Source organism: Halalkalicoccus paucihalophilus, from assembly GCF_001593955.1.
Classification (GTDB): Archaea; Halobacteriota; Halobacteria; order Halobacteriales; family Halalkalicoccaceae; genus Halalkalicoccus; species Halalkalicoccus paucihalophilus.
Genome location: NZ_LTAZ01000015.1, coordinates 34,892 through 52,777 on the forward strand (window position 1 = coordinate 34,892; position 17,886 = coordinate 52,777).

14 protein-coding genes and 2 pseudogenes are annotated in these 17,886 nt (G+C 52.7%); 11 read left to right on the forward strand and 5 right to left on the reverse strand.

Annotated features, from left to right (window positions below; all coding sequences use genetic code 11):
* The first annotated feature begins 29 nt into the window (after window positions 1–29).
* Together HAPAU_RS17340 and HAPAU_RS17345 are read left to right on the forward strand one after the other, a co-directional pair.
* Window positions 30–341 carry a permease gene (locus tag HAPAU_RS17340; RefSeq protein WP_066385272.1) on the forward strand — a complete coding sequence of 104 codons (312 nt, stop codon included), beginning with the start codon at window positions 30–32 and terminating at the stop codon, window positions 339–341.
* Between the two features lie 389 nt (window positions 342–730).
* Entirely contained in the window at window positions 731–1,558 is an 828-nt protein-coding gene (locus HAPAU_RS17345; protein WP_245634219.1) for a DUF4397 domain-containing protein, read from the forward strand.
* Between the two features lie 179 nt (window positions 1,559–1,737).
* Here the strand turns inward: HAPAU_RS17345 and HAPAU_RS17350 are convergent.
* Window positions 1,738–1,922: pseudogene (locus HAPAU_RS17350) on the reverse strand (Lrp/AsnC ligand binding domain-containing protein); the annotation flags it as partial.
* Between the two features lie 232 nt (window positions 1,923–2,154).
* Between HAPAU_RS17350 and HAPAU_RS20440 the strand changes: the two are divergent.
* Window positions 2,155–3,105 carry a phosphatase PAP2 family protein gene (locus HAPAU_RS20440; protein WP_245634220.1) on the forward strand — a complete coding sequence of 317 codons (951 nt, stop codon included), beginning with the start codon at window positions 2,155–2,157 and terminating at the stop codon, window positions 3,103–3,105.
* A gap of 2,404 nt (window positions 3,106–5,509) precedes the next feature.
* Here the strand turns inward: HAPAU_RS20440 and HAPAU_RS17360 are convergent.
* Window positions 5,510–6,805: an APC family permease gene (locus tag HAPAU_RS17360; protein ID WP_066385275.1), complete on the reverse strand. Its 1,296-nt coding sequence runs from the start codon at window positions 6,803–6,805 to the stop codon at window positions 5,510–5,512.
* Window positions 6,806–7,200: 395 nt separating this feature from the next.
* On the opposite strand from HAPAU_RS17360, the pseudogene HAPAU_RS23245 reads away from it, so the two are divergent.
* Window positions 7,201–7,515, forward strand: a pseudogene (locus tag HAPAU_RS23245) (APC family permease); the annotation flags it as partial.
* On the opposite strand, the gene HAPAU_RS22555 reads toward HAPAU_RS23245, so the two are convergent.
* Complete coding sequence (locus HAPAU_RS22555) at window positions 7,493–7,747, reverse strand: hypothetical protein (protein ID WP_169802683.1); 255 nt, start codon at window positions 7,745–7,747, stop codon at window positions 7,493–7,495. The pseudogene HAPAU_RS23245 and the gene HAPAU_RS22555 sit on opposite strands and share 23 nt — an antisense overlap.
* Window positions 7,748–7,924: 177 nt before the next feature.
* On the opposite strand from HAPAU_RS22555, the gene HAPAU_RS17370 reads away from it, so the two are divergent.
* The 4 genes from HAPAU_RS17370 (at window position 7,925) to HAPAU_RS17385 (ending at window position 11,102) form a co-directional block, all read left to right on the forward strand.
* Complete coding sequence (locus HAPAU_RS17370; RefSeq protein ID WP_066385280.1) at window positions 7,925–8,176, forward strand: helix-turn-helix domain-containing protein; 252 nt, start codon at window positions 7,925–7,927, stop codon at window positions 8,174–8,176.
* Window positions 8,173–8,427, forward strand: coding sequence for a type II toxin-antitoxin system HicB family antitoxin (locus HAPAU_RS17375; RefSeq protein WP_066385282.1), 255 nt, complete (start codon window positions 8,173–8,175; stop codon window positions 8,425–8,427). The genes HAPAU_RS17370 and HAPAU_RS17375 overlap by 4 nt, the downstream gene beginning before the upstream one ends.
* A gap of 7 nt (window positions 8,428–8,434) precedes the next feature.
* Entirely contained in the window at window positions 8,435–8,689 is a 255-nt protein-coding gene (locus tag HAPAU_RS17380) for a type II toxin-antitoxin system HicA family toxin (protein ID WP_066385283.1), read from the forward strand.
* 1,918 nt (window positions 8,690–10,607) lie between these two features.
* Window positions 10,608–11,102, forward strand: a complete 495-nt coding sequence (locus tag HAPAU_RS17385; protein WP_066385285.1) for a hypothetical protein — start codon at window positions 10,608–10,610, stop codon at window positions 11,100–11,102.
* Here HAPAU_RS17385 and HAPAU_RS17390 read toward each other — a convergent pair.
* A complete protein-coding gene (locus HAPAU_RS17390; protein ID WP_066385287.1) occupies window positions 11,099–11,401 on the reverse strand; it encodes a hypothetical protein in 303 nt (100 codons plus the stop codon). The two genes, HAPAU_RS17385 and HAPAU_RS17390, sit on opposite strands and share 4 nt — an antisense overlap.
* A gap of 1,111 nt (window positions 11,402–12,512) precedes the next feature.
* On the opposite strand from HAPAU_RS17390, the gene HAPAU_RS20450 reads away from it, so the two are divergent.
* On the forward strand, window positions 12,513–12,836 hold the full coding sequence (locus tag HAPAU_RS20450) for a cation:proton antiporter regulatory subunit (protein WP_084383873.1): 324 nt from the start codon (window positions 12,513–12,515) through the stop codon (window positions 12,834–12,836).
* Window positions 12,837–13,384: 548 nt separating this feature from the next.
* Here the strand turns inward: HAPAU_RS20450 and HAPAU_RS17395 are convergent.
* Entirely contained in the window at window positions 13,385–14,584 is a 1,200-nt protein-coding gene (locus HAPAU_RS17395) for a M14 family zinc carboxypeptidase (protein ID WP_066385288.1), read from the reverse strand.
* A 1,180-nt stretch (window positions 14,585–15,764) separates the two neighbouring features.
* Here HAPAU_RS17395 and HAPAU_RS17405 point away from each other — a divergent pair.
* Together HAPAU_RS17405 and HAPAU_RS21250 are read left to right on the forward strand one after the other, a co-directional pair.
* Complete coding sequence (locus tag HAPAU_RS17405) at window positions 15,765–17,120, forward strand: glycoside hydrolase family 68 protein (protein WP_066385291.1); 1,356 nt, start codon at window positions 15,765–15,767, stop codon at window positions 17,118–17,120.
* A 103-nt stretch (window positions 17,121–17,223) separates the two neighbouring features.
* Entirely contained in the window at window positions 17,224–17,604 is a 381-nt protein-coding gene (locus HAPAU_RS21250; protein WP_157078543.1) for a hypothetical protein, read from the forward strand.
* The last annotated feature ends 282 nt before the right edge of the window (window positions 17,605–17,886 follow it).

The window sequence follows — 17,886 nt, forward strand, 5'->3', positions numbered from 1 at the left end:
GTATCTCTCACGAATGTGCTGATTTCATTATGAATATTCACACGATTGCATTCGGGGTGGGTGCCGCCGTCACTACCTTCCTGTTTACGGGTGCCATGTCAATCCAGCTGCTGGGGGCTGGGGAGGCACCTGGAATTGGTATTATCGGCGTCTTCGTTGGTCTTGTTGCCGGTCTTCTGGCAGGTGTGACCGTCAGCGTATATGCAGATAGCCTCCGGGGACTGGCTCATACGATCCTCGTCGCCTACGCAATGTTCGGTGTCACAGTCGTCGCAATAGCGGGGATGAGCTACGTCAATATACCTAGTTCTGATAACGTGTTCACGTTCTTAGCGTATTAGGACGTCGACTCGTTTACCGATCGATTGCGACTGCCCTTGTTCCGACTCAGCTTTAGCAAATATCGGTAGGGGTGAACAGTGTTGATTCTATTCGACCCCGCAGGCCGGCTTCGCTGGCATATACTAACACTGGAATACTTCGTTGTAGTGATCGGTTGACAGCCTTGTCAGCCGAGTGCGTCAACGTCGAACGATCAGAACAAGGTCACGTTCCGTCTCGATGGCGACGGGCAGGGAGTGGCCGTATCGTATTTTTCCATACCAACTGGTTCGCTCGAAAGGCCCAAGCCGTTGGAAATCGAGTCTCGGAACTACATCGGCCTGCGCCTGCAACCCTTAGCACTATATTCGATATCGCCATTCACGACAACTACATGACGAGAAATTGCGTGAACCGCCGACGAATTCTACAGATCGGCAGCGGCCTCGTGGTGATTAGTGGCATCGGAAGTACCACGGCCGCCTCCAGTAACCACGAAACGAACGACCAGCCGACCGATACCGGCTTCCAGACTCGAGTTGCACACCTCTCACCCGACGCACCCAACATCGACATCTACGTCGACGGAGAGCGGGTCCGCGAGGGTATCTCGTACGGGACGGTCACCGACTACCGCGACCTCGAGCCTGGCACGCACACGGTGCAAGTCGTTCCGGCCGGTGAAGACCCGGCCGAAGCAGTGCTCGAGGAGACCGTCGAGGCCGGCAACGAGGACTCCACCCTCGACGGTCTCCTCGCAGTGATCGGCGAAGTGGCCGCCGAAAACCAGCCCCTCCAGGCGCTGTTTCTCGACGACGATAACAGCCCGGTCGATCCAGGTACCGCTCGCGTTCGCGCCCTCCACGCATCACCCGATGCGCCTGCGGTGGATGTCGTTGCCGATGAAACCGGGGATGAGCTGTTCGAGAACGTCGCGTTTGGCGAATACGACTACACCGAAGTCCCAGAAGGCGAGTATACGCTCAATATCTATCCTGCGGGTGATCGAGAGGCCAGTGTCTTCGAAATCGACGTTTCCCTCGCTGGAGGAACCGTCTACTCCGCGTTCGCGGTTGGCTACCTCGAGCCAGAGACAGCACCTGCCGATGAGCCGTTCGAGATACTCCTCACGGAGGACGTGCTCCCGGACGAGGCGGACGAACAGGAGCCGACCGAAGCTGAACCCGAGAAAGAACCTGAAAAGGAAAAGAAGGGCGAGGACGAGAAGACGTGCTAGGCCAAGAAAATTAAGTGATACTGCCGGCTGTCCCTCATGGAACATTCTCGCTGCCATTGGGCAGTGAGTGTTTTCACGCAGGTACAGCCGAACGTATGAGTAAACGCGATACGTTTGGGATGTTCGAAGCAATCACAACTACACGAGTGAGGTGAGAGGAGAGCAGACTTGTCTGGACATCACCCGAGTTGCTCGTCGAGAATGAGCCGCGTTTTCGTGCTCACGACCTCTTCTTGCTTGCGTGCCTGCGTGATGAGTCGTTGCCGCCACGGGTGTCAGCGGCGTCGACGACGAGGACGATGTCCTGTTCGCCTGAAACCTGCCAGACGAAGTCGACTTCCTCCCACTCGACTATCCGTTTTGTAGTCTCGTGGCTCATTAGTCCGTTTTTCCAGATACGGCTCTCATTTACGCGTTCGCAGGCTTAGAGAATAATAACCAGAGATTCGCCGTTGCCGCGTTCGTTAAGAGCGTCGGACGCTTACTGGTCACAGGTCTCTTATTGGAGGACACCATTGGCATCTAATATCCTCAACGCAGGTGCACATGTCCGTGGCTTGCTAGATCATGCAAACCTCACTTGTACCAGACAGCATTTGACCAAAATCAAGATTGAAAATACCATGCCTAATCATCTCTTCGGACAGATACAGAGATACAGCTGCGGGATCGGTATTACCGAGCTCCTTTACGGGCAGGCCCCGTGGCAAGTCATTGTCTTGTTTGCAGTAATCTCGCAATTAGGTGATGTGTGGTTCCTCTTTCTCCTCGGTGGAAGTCTCTATATTGCCGGAAGGCATTTCCCGTGGTGTGGGGTTGAACGGCGACGAGGACTGTTTGTCTTTGGACTCGTTCTTATATACATCTCGCTCATCGGAGTTCTGAAGAACGTATTCATGCTCCCACGACCACCTGGAGCAACGACTTCGTTGACAGTACCTGGACTTCCCATCCTGTTCTCAGCAGTGATTGCAGCCATAACGACCGCACACGGCTTCGGGTTTCCGAGTGGCCATGCGCTCGGAACTACCCTAGTCTGGGGTGGATTCGCGCTCGTCCTCGACCGTAAGTCGAATCATGCACGGTTTGGCGTTGCTGGCGCGGTTATCTTCCTGGTTTCGCTTGCTCGTCTCGTTCTCGGTGTTCACTATCCCGTCGATGTGCTCGCCGGTATCGGCATCGGCATACTCTCCCTCGGGATCCTTTATCGATTGACGGACGATGGAACCGCACCTACCCGCCTCCTCTTTCTTGCAGTTGTTATCGGGTTTGTTGGACTGGTCATCAATCCGAGTGTGGAGAGTGTCGCAGCGCTCGGTGGCGCACTTGGTGGATGGACCGTCTGGCGTACGGTTGCTGACTTGACCTCGGCGCACCCAGCAGATCGACGAGAAGTTACTGTTGGGTTTGCAATGCTGGCGCTTGCAGCCGGATTTGTTGGTGGTATCTACGCCCTTCGATTGTCGTACATAGTGACGTTTCTTGGGGCTGTGGTTGCAGTCGGAACGATAGTTGCGACACCTTTGTTGAGTGAGAAATTGACATGATTGGCTTCCTGACTTCGTCACCGAACGCTACCCCCCTGGCCTGAACACTGAACCGCGAAAGGGAGTGATCGAACTCAGCTCGGGCAGTGTCGACTCCTCGCTTGGGCCCGCCATCTGTGTATGCGCTTGGTCTGGAGAACGTCATCGGGTACAACTTGCCGTCGGTGGTCAACCCGAGGTTACGAGGGGATTGCGGCGGCAGCAATAGAATATCGCGTATTTCCCGATTCAGTCTATCTATGACGAGATCCTCACCATCTACGAGGGAGCCGAAAGAGAAGAAACGCCGTCTGTGACAGCGATGGAGAACGTCAATGCCCGCATCAATGAAGTTGATGACGATACTCGTTTCGAACGACTGTGTTACAGCATTGATGGGGATTGACCTCAAGACACTTCAAGAACTGTTACAAAACATGAAGTAAGGCAGTGATTGATTGAGGGCGTGTTCACGAGGACTACATGACGGGATATTCCGGACATAAACGAGATACAACTGGGTGTTCCGCATCAAATAATAGATGTAGACAAGAACAACATTGATCTCATCGTGGTAGAAACTTGTCGAGGAGGCGGTGTGAGCCGAGTCCTGTTAAGGTGTGTGATTGATCGAATGTTATGAACGTTGTCGGCCCCGTTTTCGCCGTTCATTCGAATTAACAGGGGGTACACTAGACAAACTCCTGTCCGGGTTTGTCATTGGTCCACTCCTCGAAAGGGACATCGAAAATCGATACAAGATGATTATTTCGAGTCTTCATGCAGAATCGCAGCTAGTGTGCCCGAAACGTGTCGATACTATGTCTGATTGTTGAATAAGGCGTCTGTACGTCCATTTTATCCGGACGAAATGATTTCTTTCCACTTGTGTAGAGATCGTATACGGCGACCGTGATGGATAGACGATAGGATGGTGCAGTTCTGACTAAATGTCCTGCCCCTTCTCGCCCGTAGGTTTGTTTCCCCTTCAGATAACACTCATCAATTCCTGTAATCTATAAAACGACAACAATAAACTTTACAATAATGTACTTCGATATTCCTTTAACGAGCGCTGCCGGATCGCAGGTGTCGATCCACTCATATTGGCGGCGTTTGAGATGATCTCGCTCCTAGAGAAATTGCTTAACGTTCAATGCGTTAGTGTCAACCCTTTGACGAAATCTATTTCCTTGCTTGTTTCTATTCTCGTGCTCTGGGTTTGAATACAGGATTCTATATAATCGCTCTGCTTCGCTGGCCGCTGTCAACAGAAGTCGCCTGGTTCGAGTAATTAAACCATACTGATTTGTATACCATCCGGCCTCGAAGAGATGATCTCCTCCAAACCGGGAATTAAAGATATTCTTACAAATAAGCTAATGACAACTACTTATCACACGTATCCGAGGCTTTCCAGTCGATCAGTGACAATGTCCTCACTGACGAATACTTCTGTTTTGTGTGGCTCTTCTGCGGTGGTTTCTCTGCGAGTGCCTGCCTCATGCACGAGCCAGGGTACCTTAATGAGTTGATCGACGTGAATTCCCTTTGGATGACCCCATATTCGCATCAGGAATAGAAATATACTATCGTTGACAAATTTCTATGATCAGATGTAACGACTGTCCGCCCTCAAGTTCCTCTATGAGGCTGCTGACGTACGGTAGAACCAAATCCAAGTTTTTCGCATAAGCATCCCAGACAACCTCGGGCTCAACATCCAGTTCGCCGGTCGTTAGTCGAGTTCAGAAACTATCGGCCTCATCAGGCGCCTCAAGATGGCCTTTATCAAACTCTGTGTTGGCACCAACGAACGGGTAATCTGGCTGGAGATAGTGTATAAGCAGTCGCTTGTTATCATACCGTTCAGCTGCCTCCAGTGCGTACTGGGCTGTTGTCTCTGGGAGCACGGTCCCCCGTAGCACGGCGACGGTAGCGACGACGCGTCAACGTCGTCCCTGCTTCCCAAGGGACGGTAGGAACGGGTGTCCAGTCGTCGAAGTGATCGAGTTCTGTGCCGAGTCGCTCGGGGACTCGGCTATGAATCCCCGAGTTTAGTCAAATCGTTTCTGAACGATGCGTTAGATCCGAACACTCACCGAGCCCTGCTCTTAGAGAGTTCAGCACGAGCCGTTCGGTCCTGAACTCGCGTAATCCGCCCTAGTCGGGTCGGAGTCGAACGGTCGTCAGCGACAGCTTTCAGATTCAGTGGACGGTTCGAAGCGATCACGGCGGTGAGCGCTCCTGAAGCCACTTCACTTCGAAGTGATTGGCTGTGACCGACTGTGCTAACCCAACCAACGAACAGAATTCTGGCTCAGTTGTCCTGAATACAGCGAGATTAGCCTAGAACGGATGGGGTGGACATATGTTTAATTCACGCTGCGTCACGGTAGTCATTTCTGACGACCAATCGCTCTCTCTACGCAAGGGACTCGATCTCTTCTTCGATGGGAATACGCTCGAAATAGAACAGCTCCATGAGGATCACGAGAACGGTGAGGAAGACAACGACGACGAACGTCCCCGGCTCGATCACCGCGAGGTACCAGACGAGTGCCAGAACCGTTGCGATCGCACCGCCGGTTCCGACTATTGGGACTACAGTAGATGTGGCGGCGTCAGAGTGTTTCCGATACGCGAGGGCGCTCACCAAACCGAAGATTACAATGAACGCGAGTGAGGCAAAGGAACTGATCGCGTTGAGACTCCCGAGCGTTGCGAGAGATGCGGTGAGGACGCCGAGGATCACGAGCTCTCGAACCGGGTCGCCTCCGTGACTTTCGAGGCGGCGCGGAAGCAATTGCTCGGTCGCCAACTGATTCATGAGCCGGGACGTACTAAACAGGGTCGCATTGAGCGCGCTTGCTGTCGAAAAGAGTGCGGCGATGGAGATTAGACTGAAACCGAGTTGACCGAGGAACGGTGCGGCGGCTATCGCCAGCGCGGTCTCCGAGTTGGCCTGTATTACTGTGGCACTGACGAGACTCGTCGTGACGATGGCGACAAGGACGTAGAGAACGGTTACCCCCGCGATCGAAACGAAAACGGCCTTGCTGACCGTCTGGCGTGGATCGCGAATGCTTTCCTGATCGAACAGCAGAAGTTCCCATCCTTCGAACGCGACGAACGAGAGTGCCGCGGCGATGAGCGGTCCCGTGCCGAGCGACGCGAGCCCGGATTGAAGCTCACCATGGGTGAATTCGTAGTATATTCCCCCAAAGCAGAAGAGGAGAAGGATGAGAACCTTAAGTCCGACGAGCGCATCCTCGGTTCGGCCGGACGCGTGCGCCCCGGTGGCGTTGATCCCAACGAAGACCAATACGACAATGGCAGATATGAGGGGTTGCGCGGAGAGGCCGGTTACTGTATTGATACCGAAGAGAGCGACGAAGTAGCTTCCGAAGGCGTACGCATACAGCCCCATCGTTCCGATATATCCGATTACGAACGTCCATCTCATCATCCCCGCCAGATCCGTTCTTCCGGTAAATGCCTCGATCATTGTGATCGGGCTACCCGGCTCGGATAGGAGGTCATTCAGCCTAACGAATGAGTACCCTGCAGACGCGGCGATCAATCCCGAGGCGATGAACGCAAGCCATGCCGACGGCCCTGCTTCCACAGCAACGACACCCGACACGGCGAAAATACCGCCACCGACCATCCCGCCCACCGCCATCGCGATAGCTTCTGACAGCCCAATCTTTTCGGCCATATCATCAAAACACTACGAAGCGGGAAAACGGTAGTCGAAATAATCGACAGTGTGAATTCCCAGACAAGAACGGCTCTTTGCACGGGTTTCGACGGTACGTACACGCGACTCCGTCGCTATCTATTTGCCCGTACCGACCCCTCGCTGTCGGCAGCCGTTGCGATCTTCTTGATAGTATACCGGCCATGTACGACTGCTACGAGCAGTGCAAGCCACGCAATGAGAGTAAGACTAGTTCCAAGGAATACACTTGAAATCATGTCTATCGTTGATGTGGGCCATGATCAAAGCCGCTCGCATTGGATGAGAATCTCCCGTTACTAGATGGAGAACAATGTTGTAGCGGTGTAGTGTGGTCCAGTATCGGGCAATGACTGTAAAGGTTGACGGGGATAATGGTAACACCTGACGGAGCGGACGCCGAGTTTGCCCGGGAGTTGTCGTTGCTCGATATCATTATCCTTGGTGTTGGGGCGATGATTGGGGGCAGTATCTTCGTCTTGACAGGGCTTGCAGCCGGCGAAGCTGGTCCGGCGATCGTCTTAGCGTTCGCGCTGAATGGAGTTATTACCATCTTCACCGCAATGGTCTATGCAGAACTGGGGAGCGCGATTCCGGAACCTGGTGGCGGCTATCTCTGGGTTCGCGAAGCGCTCGGTCGACAGCAGGCGTTCTTGTCAGGATGGATTAGCTGGTTTGAATCCGCTTTAGTTCTCGGTACTTGCAGGCCCCATCGTGATATGTATCAGAGGGGCACTCACAGGCGACCGGAATCCCGTCCTCGACGTTCACATGATAACTATGCTCGTCGGCGTTCTCGTAGCTCTCATTGCGAACGGCCACGAGACCGGGCGCCTCCAGTGCAAAATCAAAGGCTTCGTATTGGGCGCGTTTGCTGGTCGATGCGTCGAACTCAAGTGCGTCGATTGTGTTCGTGCACATGGTCTGTCTCCATGAAACAGACCAGCTCGCCTGCGCCAACAGGCGGGCATCCTTCCAATTCGAAATGCCCCGAGGAGCGAGTCTGTCTCTACTTCATGCTCCGTAGCATAAGGTAATAAGTGTTACCCTTTATCCACGCAGCATAAGGTATATATTCTCCGTAGCATAAGGGAGCGTATGGAAGAAAGCGACCGTCCACGAAACGAACGCGGACAATACAAGCGACAGGTTTCCGACGAGGAAATCCTCGATGCTGTCCGAACGAACGAACCTGCTGGGACAACCGAAATCGGAGAGGCAGTTGGCCTTGCCCGTCAGAACGTCGACTATCATCTTCGCCGACTTGCCGACGAAGGACGTGTCTCGAAAAAGAAGGTCGGGCCAGCGTTAGTGTGGATGCTCGCGCCCGACGCTGAGGTGAACGCATGAGCACCACACAGCGAAAGATCACACTCACGCAGGACGATGACGGCTGGTGGACCGCTCGAGAAGAGACGATCGGGCTCACCACACAGGGCGAAACCCGTGACGACGCGCTCAGTAATCTCGACGACGTGATCGATGCCGTCGAGAACAACCTCGGGCAGTCGCCGACCGACAAGGAGCTTCGCGCAGCCGGGATCGACCCTGACGAGAACCGCCGTGCGGGGAGTGGCGACCTTCCCGACGTACTGAAGTGAGATCTCCGTGGTTACGCGCGATTTCAGCGGCCACGATGTTGTGAAGGTGCTTTGTAACGCCGGAAATTTCCAGTGGGTTCGTACAACTGGCGACCATGCCATTCTGAAGTGGCACCACCCCGATGGCCCGGAGGTTGAGAGTCGGACGGTCAGCGTCCCGCTTCACGATCGCGTCCGGACCGGAACCCTTCGCGGGATCGCTGACGATGCAGGGGCACAGGAGTTCGACGAATTTTGTCGCTGGATCGATCAAAATCGCTAACAATCGCATGGCAACAGTAGATGAAGTCGCTCGTGGTTCACTACCGTTGATGAACGAACTCACCGAATTCAAGAACTCTATGACAGCACCCTGACACTCACAAGCAGCATATCTGCCGCTAGATAGATGTGCTGCGTGCGGTCAGCATCGGTATCTAGACCGTAACCGTTCTAATTCAGGTCTTGATGCCGTCGTGATTAAACTTCTATCTCGTTACTGTTGATCTCTTTCTCTTGCCTTAGGAAACGCAACGCCGTCTATTTCTGCGAGGTCGGGACTATATGCACGATACGACGTAGTGTTCTTTCCTCTATAGACTGCGTGCGTTCGGTGTACCTATGTGGAGTACATCTCGAGCGCTCATTGAGTAAGCACAAGCGTAAGTGTGGGCTGTACAGTGGATCTGTACCGCTGGTTCGGCACGTACGGTCGCCCCGTGACAAGCTATACTCTCGAAGGGGTCCCATTGCTCAACACGGTAGGGGTCCACCAGTGCTCACACAGGCTGGGGCCCTCCTTTCTTCTCATTCGGGGTCCACAGTGTTCGAGCCATTGTTGGGGTCCTCTCGGTTGCAGTGTACCGAGGGACCGCTGCTCTCATTTTCTTTTGGGAGTCCCACGGGCTGTGCTACTGGTAATTTCACTGACGGCACAGTCTCACCTGAACACCCACTCGATTGAGAGCGAGAGAGTGCTGTCTTCCCCTCGATCCCTCTTCCTCTTCGTGTTTCCCTCGGGAGTCGATCTGTCTTCGTTTCTTCGGGAGTCCCACGCCACGGTCCGCTCACACTGACAGACTGCTGGTCTACCATCTCCTGATAGTACTATTTCTCTTTTCGATGTCTCGGTCAGTGGCGCTAGTTCCCCCTTGGGAGTCGGATGGCTGTCCTGTGGCGGTGTCTTGCTTCTACTGATGATGTTGTCCAGTCTCGTACTGGTACTGCTAAAGAAATGAATCTCTCAATACTGTCCTTCTTATGAGTAGCTTCACTGACTGCGGAGTCGCCAACCCGGCTAGCAGTGTGCCTAGTGTCACTGATGCTGCTGTCCGCCGGTAATCGATTGTACCCTATCTCGCTGATGAGGTACCCCTCTTTGAAGATAGATGGATACCCAGGCCATGCTGAAATCTACTTGGCAATTTTGCCTTGAGGCACCTCCTGTTCTCCTGTCTTCGCTCGTGGGGACCCCTCATCTGCTTCGCTCTTCTTGGACCCCCTGTCGGTGCTCGCTCACCTATCAAGCAGTGTAGAACTCGAGGTTCCTCCCCATCGTCTTATAGAGAGTCTTCTGTACCAGTGGGACTATCGACTATCCGGAGTACTGGACTCGGCTTGCTCCTGTTCTGTTTGACACAGCACTTCCGATGAACAACTCCCTATTCCGATAACTTCTGAGACACGCCGCTATCGAGATGAAGATGCCATGGTCTTGCATTGATAGACTCCCCATTGCTGCTGTATCGTCTCTTGCTTCATCGGTGCTGGATTGACCCTGTCTCATCGCCTTTTCAGAGCCACTTATTTTTCTCGGATCGAGTAGGTATTTTCCTTTATTGTCTAGTTCAGTGTTGTGAGGGATGTTCCTGTGGTGGTGCTCTCGCTCTTGGGACTCCCCCTTGTTTGAGCTTGGTTTGACTCCCAGTTTTGCTGTCTCGAGGTGGACTCCCTGTGGTCTCTATTTGGTGGTTTCTCTATTTTTTCTGAGGGTTTGTTAGCTTGCTTGTGCACCAGTTCCTGGGGGTATCAGACTCATTTCGGAACTGGGTACCTCTCTCTACTATACACTAACGCGCCGATTTTCTGCGGTACATCGCTGTAGAATATACCGTTAAATTCCATTGTAGATAGTTTACTGTAGAATATTAACGGACTTCTTTACGGTAATCTTTTTCTGATAGTCTTTTCTTGATGTGACTATGACGTTGGATGAACTTAATTTCGATTGGCGATCAATCGAAATCCTGCAGGCACTCACACAAGCCGATGAGGCACTCGAAACATCCGTGATACGAGATGCAACAGCAGTTGAAGACAACCGCAGAATCTTATATCGTGTAACCGAACATTTAGAACCAGCAGGGCTGGTCACAACGACGCAGCCTAATCGAGATGGTACAACTATTCCTCCAAAGAAAGTCACACTCACCGAGACGGGACGAGAGGCTACACAGTCGATTCAGAACAACCGCGATGGGGACAATACTCTCGAGGATCTACCAGGTCTTGTCGACCAGTTGCAGGCGGAGGTAGACGCGCTCACTGAGAAGGTTACGACAGTTGAAGAGCAACTCACGCAGGTTGATAAGCAGTTAGCAGAGCGTCGCGAGACTGATGCTGCGGTCTCAAACGCATTGACTGATCTTGATGAGCGACTCACTGCTCTCGAAAAAAACCGGATAGTGAGCGACTAGTCGCGTCCAGTAAGACGGCTTACTGCATCGGCAATTGAACTGGACTGATCTGCATCGTCCGTTGAGGCTTCGTCATCTTCGGGTTCGTCACTGTTCTGCTCAGCCGAGTCATCGGGGGACGGTTGGGGCTCTTCGTCAGTCAGTGTCGATTCCTCTGTTCGTGCTTCCGACGTGCTCCACGAGCTATCCGACGGCAGCAACGGTCGGACCTCACCACGCTCATAGATCATCGGCTCGTCAAACGCTTCGGTATCCTCGTCGGGGAAGACGACGAACAAGAAGTCCTCCGGTGTCGGCATCCGATCGAATTCGACTTCAGGGATGAACGCGCTCGAACCACCATCCAGTCGTCTTCTAACTCTTCTCGGAAGCCATAGACCAGTTTCTCACCGCCCGCTCGAACAGTGTACTCTTGCTCTGAGACATCGTAAATGGAGTAGGCTGGAACAGCCGGTTTTGCAGGAGTAGCTGCTGCGTCAGGGCTCTCGAAACGAGCATGCTCCGTGCTATCTTCATCGCTCATCACAATCTCATTACCGTCCTCACGCCAGACTAAGTCGGCATCACTCTGAGGACGCAGCACATAGGTATCCGAGGCGACGGAGAGCGTACTGACCTTATTGTAGAAGGTTCGATTGCCCTTAGTATCGATATCGGCGGCGAATGTGAGCTGGTCGTACTTAATCGTCCGATTTGACCCTCGTCCAGAGACATCATAGACGATCTGTTCCCCACGGCGGGCCCAATAGCCAAACTCGTCATGATTGGCTGATCCGTCTTTGCAGGCGAAGACACACAGCTTGTGCTCATCAATTGCTTTTCGCCACTCGCATAGACGACGCCGATCCACCGATTCCCGAGACGAATCGCAGTTCGAAGCCAGAGGAGGACAAGTGCGGTAAGAAGTGATCCAACAAGGATGTTGCTAGACTCAACGATACCAACGACACGCAAACTAAGATAGATACCTAACAAGCCAGTCGAAACGTAGAGAGGCACATAGATCTCTTCAAAAAAGACATGGTTGAATGAGGTGTCTGTGTTCGGCCGCTTAGCTGAGCGCTGGACGATCCGTTGACCTCCCCATTCAATAAGCCGAGCTAGTAGAAAAGAGCTGAGAAGAATGAGTGGAACGAGGATCCATGGATTTTCGGTAGTAAATAATTCAGATATTTGAATTATCAACGGAGGAACTACAGTCGGCATTATCGCCATTGGAAGTTCTTGGTAGTGACAGTATCGACCGGCGTTTATATCCTGTCATTGCGTGTTCTCGTTCTTCTCAAGAAGCGGATTTTCAGTATGAATGCCTATATCCTCTTCTATTGATACAGTACGTAATGCTTGGGACAGCGAGAAGTATTTCGTCGGTCATCATCCAAGCAAGATGCTGAGGAACTCCTCGAGTTGATGGGCGAACAAGCACGCTTGCTTGGTTCGATCCTTATTGGTGGGTTCTACCAACCCAGTGCTTCGAAAACAGCGAAGACGACAACAAGTAAGAGCACGATGATTGAGTGGCAAACTCTTCGTGAGCCCTCGAATCTTATTGGCCAGAGTATTGAACAAGCAGCAGTTCGAGATCGAACGGGAGTAACTATCTTAGCAGTCCAGCGCGGTGATGATGTGATTTCAAATCCAGATCCTGACTTCACGTTTAATCCAGGAGACATATTCGTGACTATTGGCACATTTGAGCAGCAAAATCAGTTAGAAACACTCCTCACCGACTAACGAAACAATCCTTACGTAGTGATTAATGCAGCAAATATGTTCATAGTTCCCCTCTGAATACATTCTTGATCGTGGGCTCACAGGCGGCATCCGTGACTCTGCTCGGCCAGTGCAAGCAAGAAGTACAAATACTAGAGGTACCAAATATATAACAATAGAAGAGTTTTAGAAATAACATACGATAGACGGAATCCAGACTGTGAACCATGGCAATACGCCTGTCAACGCTGCGGAACTCCATATAAAGCAAAGCCGAAACTTTGCTATAACTGCAATGAAGCAACTGTTGTCCCGATTACACACGTGAGCCGCGAGTAAGATTTTTCGAAGCCATCTCGACCTTCAGGCTGAGATGGGTGTCGATATCGTTCTCCGTAGTGAACAATTCAACTCCTTCAATTAGATTGTTACTCCGTGCAAGATACACGTCCTGTATGTAGCCCTAGGTATCTCTACCAGTTCATCTGTGGAGGATTTCATTGGAGCCGCAAAGATCCACAGGGCGACCAACAGGTCGCACAGGTCGCCCCGATCGGTCGAAGTCGATCCTATACGGTGTAGGTGTCCCCGCGCTCCGGGAGTTCGTCTACGCTATCCGGATCGACGTCCATGAGCGAGCTATCGGCCGTTGCGTGTGCGGCCGCCAGCACTGCCTCGAACACCTGTCGGACGCGAAACTCCCTATCGCCAAGCGTGCCCGCACTGAGTTCGAACAACACGCTACCGTAGCCGGCCAACGCGTGCCCGTTTCGGGCGATCCCGCCGAATGTGCCGCCGGGATATCGCGTATAGTTCGCTCCGTCGTATTCCGAGAGTGCGTCGTACATGGTGTAGACGAGCTGTTTCGAGAGGTTCTGTACGTCCTCGCCGACGTCCGGGTTGATCGGCCAGAACATCGAGCCCGTGACGATGTCGCCGTCGCCTGGATCGTTTGGATCCGGCGGGTAGTCTTCCATCTCCTCGTCTTCGTTCTCATCCTCGTCGGGGTTGAGAACGTCCTCGATATCGAACGTCGATTCGTAGTCGACAACATACGACCCTTGGCGGTGGAAGTCGACGATCCACGCCGGGTCGACGTCGTCGACCAGATCGATGACTGCCCGCGCCTCCGGAACGGGGTTTTCGGGGTACTCGTCGGGGAAGTTCTGGTAGAGTTCGTGTTCGGTCCAATCGTGGCGGTTGTACCGATTGATGTCCCAGCCGATTCCCTCCTCGGAGCCGGCGAAGATGCCGGTATCGGCGCCGAAAATGTCGCTTCCCTCGTCGTCCGCCGGCGCGTCCGTATCGACGTTATACCGTTGACGGGCGACGAAACCGTCGGGGTTTACCCGCGGAACGAGGTGGACGGACACGCCGTCGAGTATCCGCTCGGCCCTCGAATCACCGCTCACGAGGAATTGAAGAGCGGCGAGCGTTCCGTCAGCCATGAGACCCTCGTCGCCATGCTGGTGGGCGATCGCCATTACGTCGGGACAGGAGTCGTGTTTCCGTACCGACACTGAGTAGAGTGGACGGCCCTGATTCGATTCACCGATTTGATCCACAGTCACCAAATCAAGGTTTTCGTCCGCCAGTCCGTACAGGATCGACTCTAGCTCGTCGTTATCGAGGAAATCGTCGTTCTCAAGGTACTCCGTGCCGAGTTCCCACTTCGTCTTGGGATCCGCTAGAGCCGCGGTCGAACCGCCCGCCGTGAGCGCCGCAATTCCCCCGACGGCTTTGAGCGTATCGCGCCTAGTTAGATGCATGTTCATTCACCACATGAAACAGAGGCAATATAAATTATTTTATAATATATAATATATATCCAAATAGATTGAGAATTTTCGTGTACAGCTTATGATTTTCCTGTAGGAAGAGTAGATCATCCTTGACGAGAGTTTATATATTAAACAGAGTATCAAGAGTAATGTCCCAACCGACATCCAGAGCACGGTATCGACTACCGACCTCCTGAGCCCCCAACAGAATGGCACACCCAAGACTGATTGCTGATCCTCGACGCCTTCGAGAAATACCTCTGTAACCAGCCGATTACAGACGGTCAAGAACTCCGCCTCTGTCAGCCCATCGAACCCATCGCAAAGATGCACGGCATCGTCTCAGCGGGAGCCGTCCACTACCTTGACGTCGTCATTTTGATCAATACGATTGTCAGTAGTGGTTCGCTCAGTATTGCCGCCGCGTCGCCGTTCTCGAAGTTCTCCAGAAGATCCACTAAACCGTACAGCGGTCGGTCCGGCTGCGCTAGCAATGAGTCTACCTAAAACAGAATCAGACGGAGTATCGAGTCTTGTGCAACAGTCTCTACTGGAGAGCCACGATGTTGCACAAGGTGACGACACAGCCAGTTGCCGCACGCACTCATGCTCGTCAATGAAACAAGAAGCATACCCCCTTCCACGCCGCCTGTATATCACGCTATACCACAGCACAATTGCTGGCTGAATACCTACCGCCGGTTGAGATGGTTATCAGCCTCCTTGTCCGATTCGTCGTTCCAAAAGCATGGTTGAGATCCCACCAACAGAGCCTCTGTCCGCCGACTAGACAGGCACGACCCTCAAGCCCGACCCAGAGTTTATACCAAAGGACGGGCCCACAGAGCGTGATAACCCTCAAACTTGCCGATCGAGCCCGCATCGGTATCCCTGCGGGTACTGAGCCGGAGTCCGAATCCACGGCGAAGGGAACTCCCATCGCACTCAAACGAGATAATCTCATCAAACGTGGACGCGCACCTTGGCTAAAATAGAGTTCCTCCGAAGATTCTTCGATAGCCGCGGATTCGATGATGTTTGAAACAGAGTGGACGATTATTGCTGTTATACGGAATCTAAAACATCTATTTATTATATAGCACAGTCTTATTACGCAAATGTCTAATATCGAAATTACTATTTACATCTGAGTAAATTTCTACACGCAATGGCAGATAAGAACGACCACGCTACACTGAATAGGCGAAGTCTCCTGAAGTCGGCCGGGGCATTCGGTGCTGCTAGCCTTGGATTACCACTCGGAACGAATCCCGTCGGCGCCGTTCAGACAGGTGATGCCAGCCAGTGGACACGCACCGATGCAAACAAGATTACCCTCACTGACGAGACCACAGCGCCGGTGATCAACGATGATTCCGCTGTGATTTCGGATGATTACTGGATCTGGGATACGTGGCCGCTTCGACATCGCGATGGCTCGATCGTGAAGATCAACGGCTGGCAGATCGTCTTCTCACTCACTGCGTCAAAAGATCTCGTGCCAGGTGCTCGTCACAACGAAGCGATGATTCGATATTTCTATTCGCGGAATGGGCATGATTGGCAGGAAGGCGGTGAAGCCTTTGAGAACCCACTCGGACACCATCAGTGGGCTGGCTCCGCGATGTACGACGAAAATGAAGATCAGATCTATCATTTCTATACGGCTACCAGCCCCGAGCCGGAGTTCCGACAGCGTCTCGCACTCGGCAAAGGCGCGACACTTGAAACGAATTCCCAGTCAGTTGAACTCACTGGTGAGCAAGAACACGTCATCATGGCCGAGGCCGATGGCGACCTGTACCAGACGTTAGAACAGTCCCGAGAGCAAGGGATCGTTTACGCGTTCCGTGATCCCTGGTATTTCCAGCATCCCGAAACCGGTGAGGATCTGATCGTCTTTGAGGGGAACACGCCGACTGGGGGCGATAGCCCAGACGATCCCGAGAGCTACAACGGCAATGTTGGTGTGATGCAGGCGACGAACGAGGAGCTCACTGAGTGGGAGCTTCTCCCACCGAACCTAGAGGCAATTGAGGTCAACCAGCAACTGGAGCGTCCTCATTACGTTTTCAACAACGGTCGATGGTATCTCTTCGTGTTGAGCCACGAGTTTACGTTCGCTCCGGGTCTCTCGGGTCCCGATGCGCTCTACGGCTTCGTGAGTGACTCACTGTACGGTGATTACGAACCGCTCAACGAAAGCGGATTGGTCATTGCGAATCCTGAGGCTGCACCGTTTCAAGCGTACTCGTGGCTCGCGATGCCACAAGGGGATAACATCTTGGTTGAGAGCTTCGAGAACTTCCGCGGACTGGACGACACTTCACAAGGCGAGATTAGCCTCGATGAAGTCGGCAGTCTTCCCGCTGAAGAACAGAAAGAACTGTTCGGTGGCACGCTCGCGCCAAGTTTGAAAGTTCAACTTGAGGGGACTGAGACGAGGATTGTAAGCGAGCTCAACGACGGCCATTTCCTGCCCTCGGGTGGGTCAGATGGAGGTGGAAACGGCAGCAATCGATAAGCAATCGGAGGAGTAGTCGTTGAAGATATCACCGGCGATTGAACGGAAATTTGTAGCTCTGTTGAATCTCTATACTTATTAATAAGCTTTCAGTAGCCGTGTTATGTCAGATCAAGTAGATAACGGCACAGCAATCGACTCTACTGATAGCTGTCAAGAGTGGTGTGCTGAATACAGAGGACATATTCAGCAGACGGCACAGTGCTCATTTTACTCATCAGCGACAAAACAGCTAAATCAGCAGTCGGTGAATACAGCGCATGAATCCGATCACGTGGACGAAATCAAAAGGCATTGCATACGTCGGATTGGAAGCTGGGGCAACGATTTTCGTTGTCTCTTACTCGCTTTGACGGTGCTGAAACTCACCAACCCCTCCTACGAACCAGGCATTGACACGACACTCGTTGCTGTTGTCAGTATCTTCTTTGCCGTCATGGGCAAAAAATTCGAGAAGCCCGACACCGGGAGTACTAATGCGTAGCCCTGCTGTAGCTACCGAATTACGGAATGCGCTTCCAGTAGCTAACCGGGGAGCGAGACACGCTCTGTAGTCAGCACGACTTCTAAAATCCATCACTATTTGAGGGTTTAAACACCGTTAAACCATCGTATGAAACTGATCAAACCAACTCACTGAACGAAAGAATAGCCAGCTCACGGAATATCATCCGTGGTCTCGGCTATCCGGAACGACTCGAGGTCCGTATACCAAAGCCCATATGGAACACGCGTTGCCAGCAAAATTGGATCAGACGGCTTTATT

Coding starts and splice junctions, on each gene's coding strand:
- HAPAU_RS17405 (WP_066385291.1), top strand. CDS start 15,765: ATGGCAGATAAGAACGACCACGCTACACTGAATAGGCGAAGTCTCCTG.
- HAPAU_RS21250 (WP_157078543.1), top strand. CDS start 17,224: ATGTCAGATCAAGTAGATAACGGCACAGCAATCGACTCTACTGATAGC.
- HAPAU_RS22555 (WP_169802683.1), bottom strand. CDS start 7,747: ATGTGCACGAACACAATCGACGCACTTGAGTTCGACGCATCGACCAGC.
- HAPAU_RS17360 (WP_066385275.1), bottom strand. CDS start 6,805: ATGGCCGAAAAGATTGGGCTGTCAGAAGCTATCGCGATGGCGGTGGGC.
- HAPAU_RS17390 (WP_066385287.1), bottom strand. CDS start 11,401: ATGCCGACACCGGAGGACTTCTTGTTCGTCGTCTTCCCCGACGAGGAT.
- HAPAU_RS17375 (WP_066385282.1), top strand. CDS start 8,173: ATGAGCACCACACAGCGAAAGATCACACTCACGCAGGACGATGACGGC.
- HAPAU_RS17370 (WP_066385280.1), top strand. CDS start 7,925: ATGGAAGAAAGCGACCGTCCACGAAACGAACGCGGACAATACAAGCGA.
- HAPAU_RS17395 (WP_066385288.1), bottom strand. CDS start 14,584: ATGCATCTAACTAGGCGCGATACGCTCAAAGCCGTCGGGGGAATTGCG.
- HAPAU_RS17385 (WP_066385285.1), top strand. CDS start 10,608: ATGACGTTGGATGAACTTAATTTCGATTGGCGATCAATCGAAATCCTG.
- HAPAU_RS17340 (WP_066385272.1), top strand. CDS start 30: ATGAATATTCACACGATTGCATTCGGGGTGGGTGCCGCCGTCACTACC.
- HAPAU_RS20450 (WP_084383873.1), top strand. CDS start 12,513: ATGGGCGAACAAGCACGCTTGCTTGGTTCGATCCTTATTGGTGGGTTC.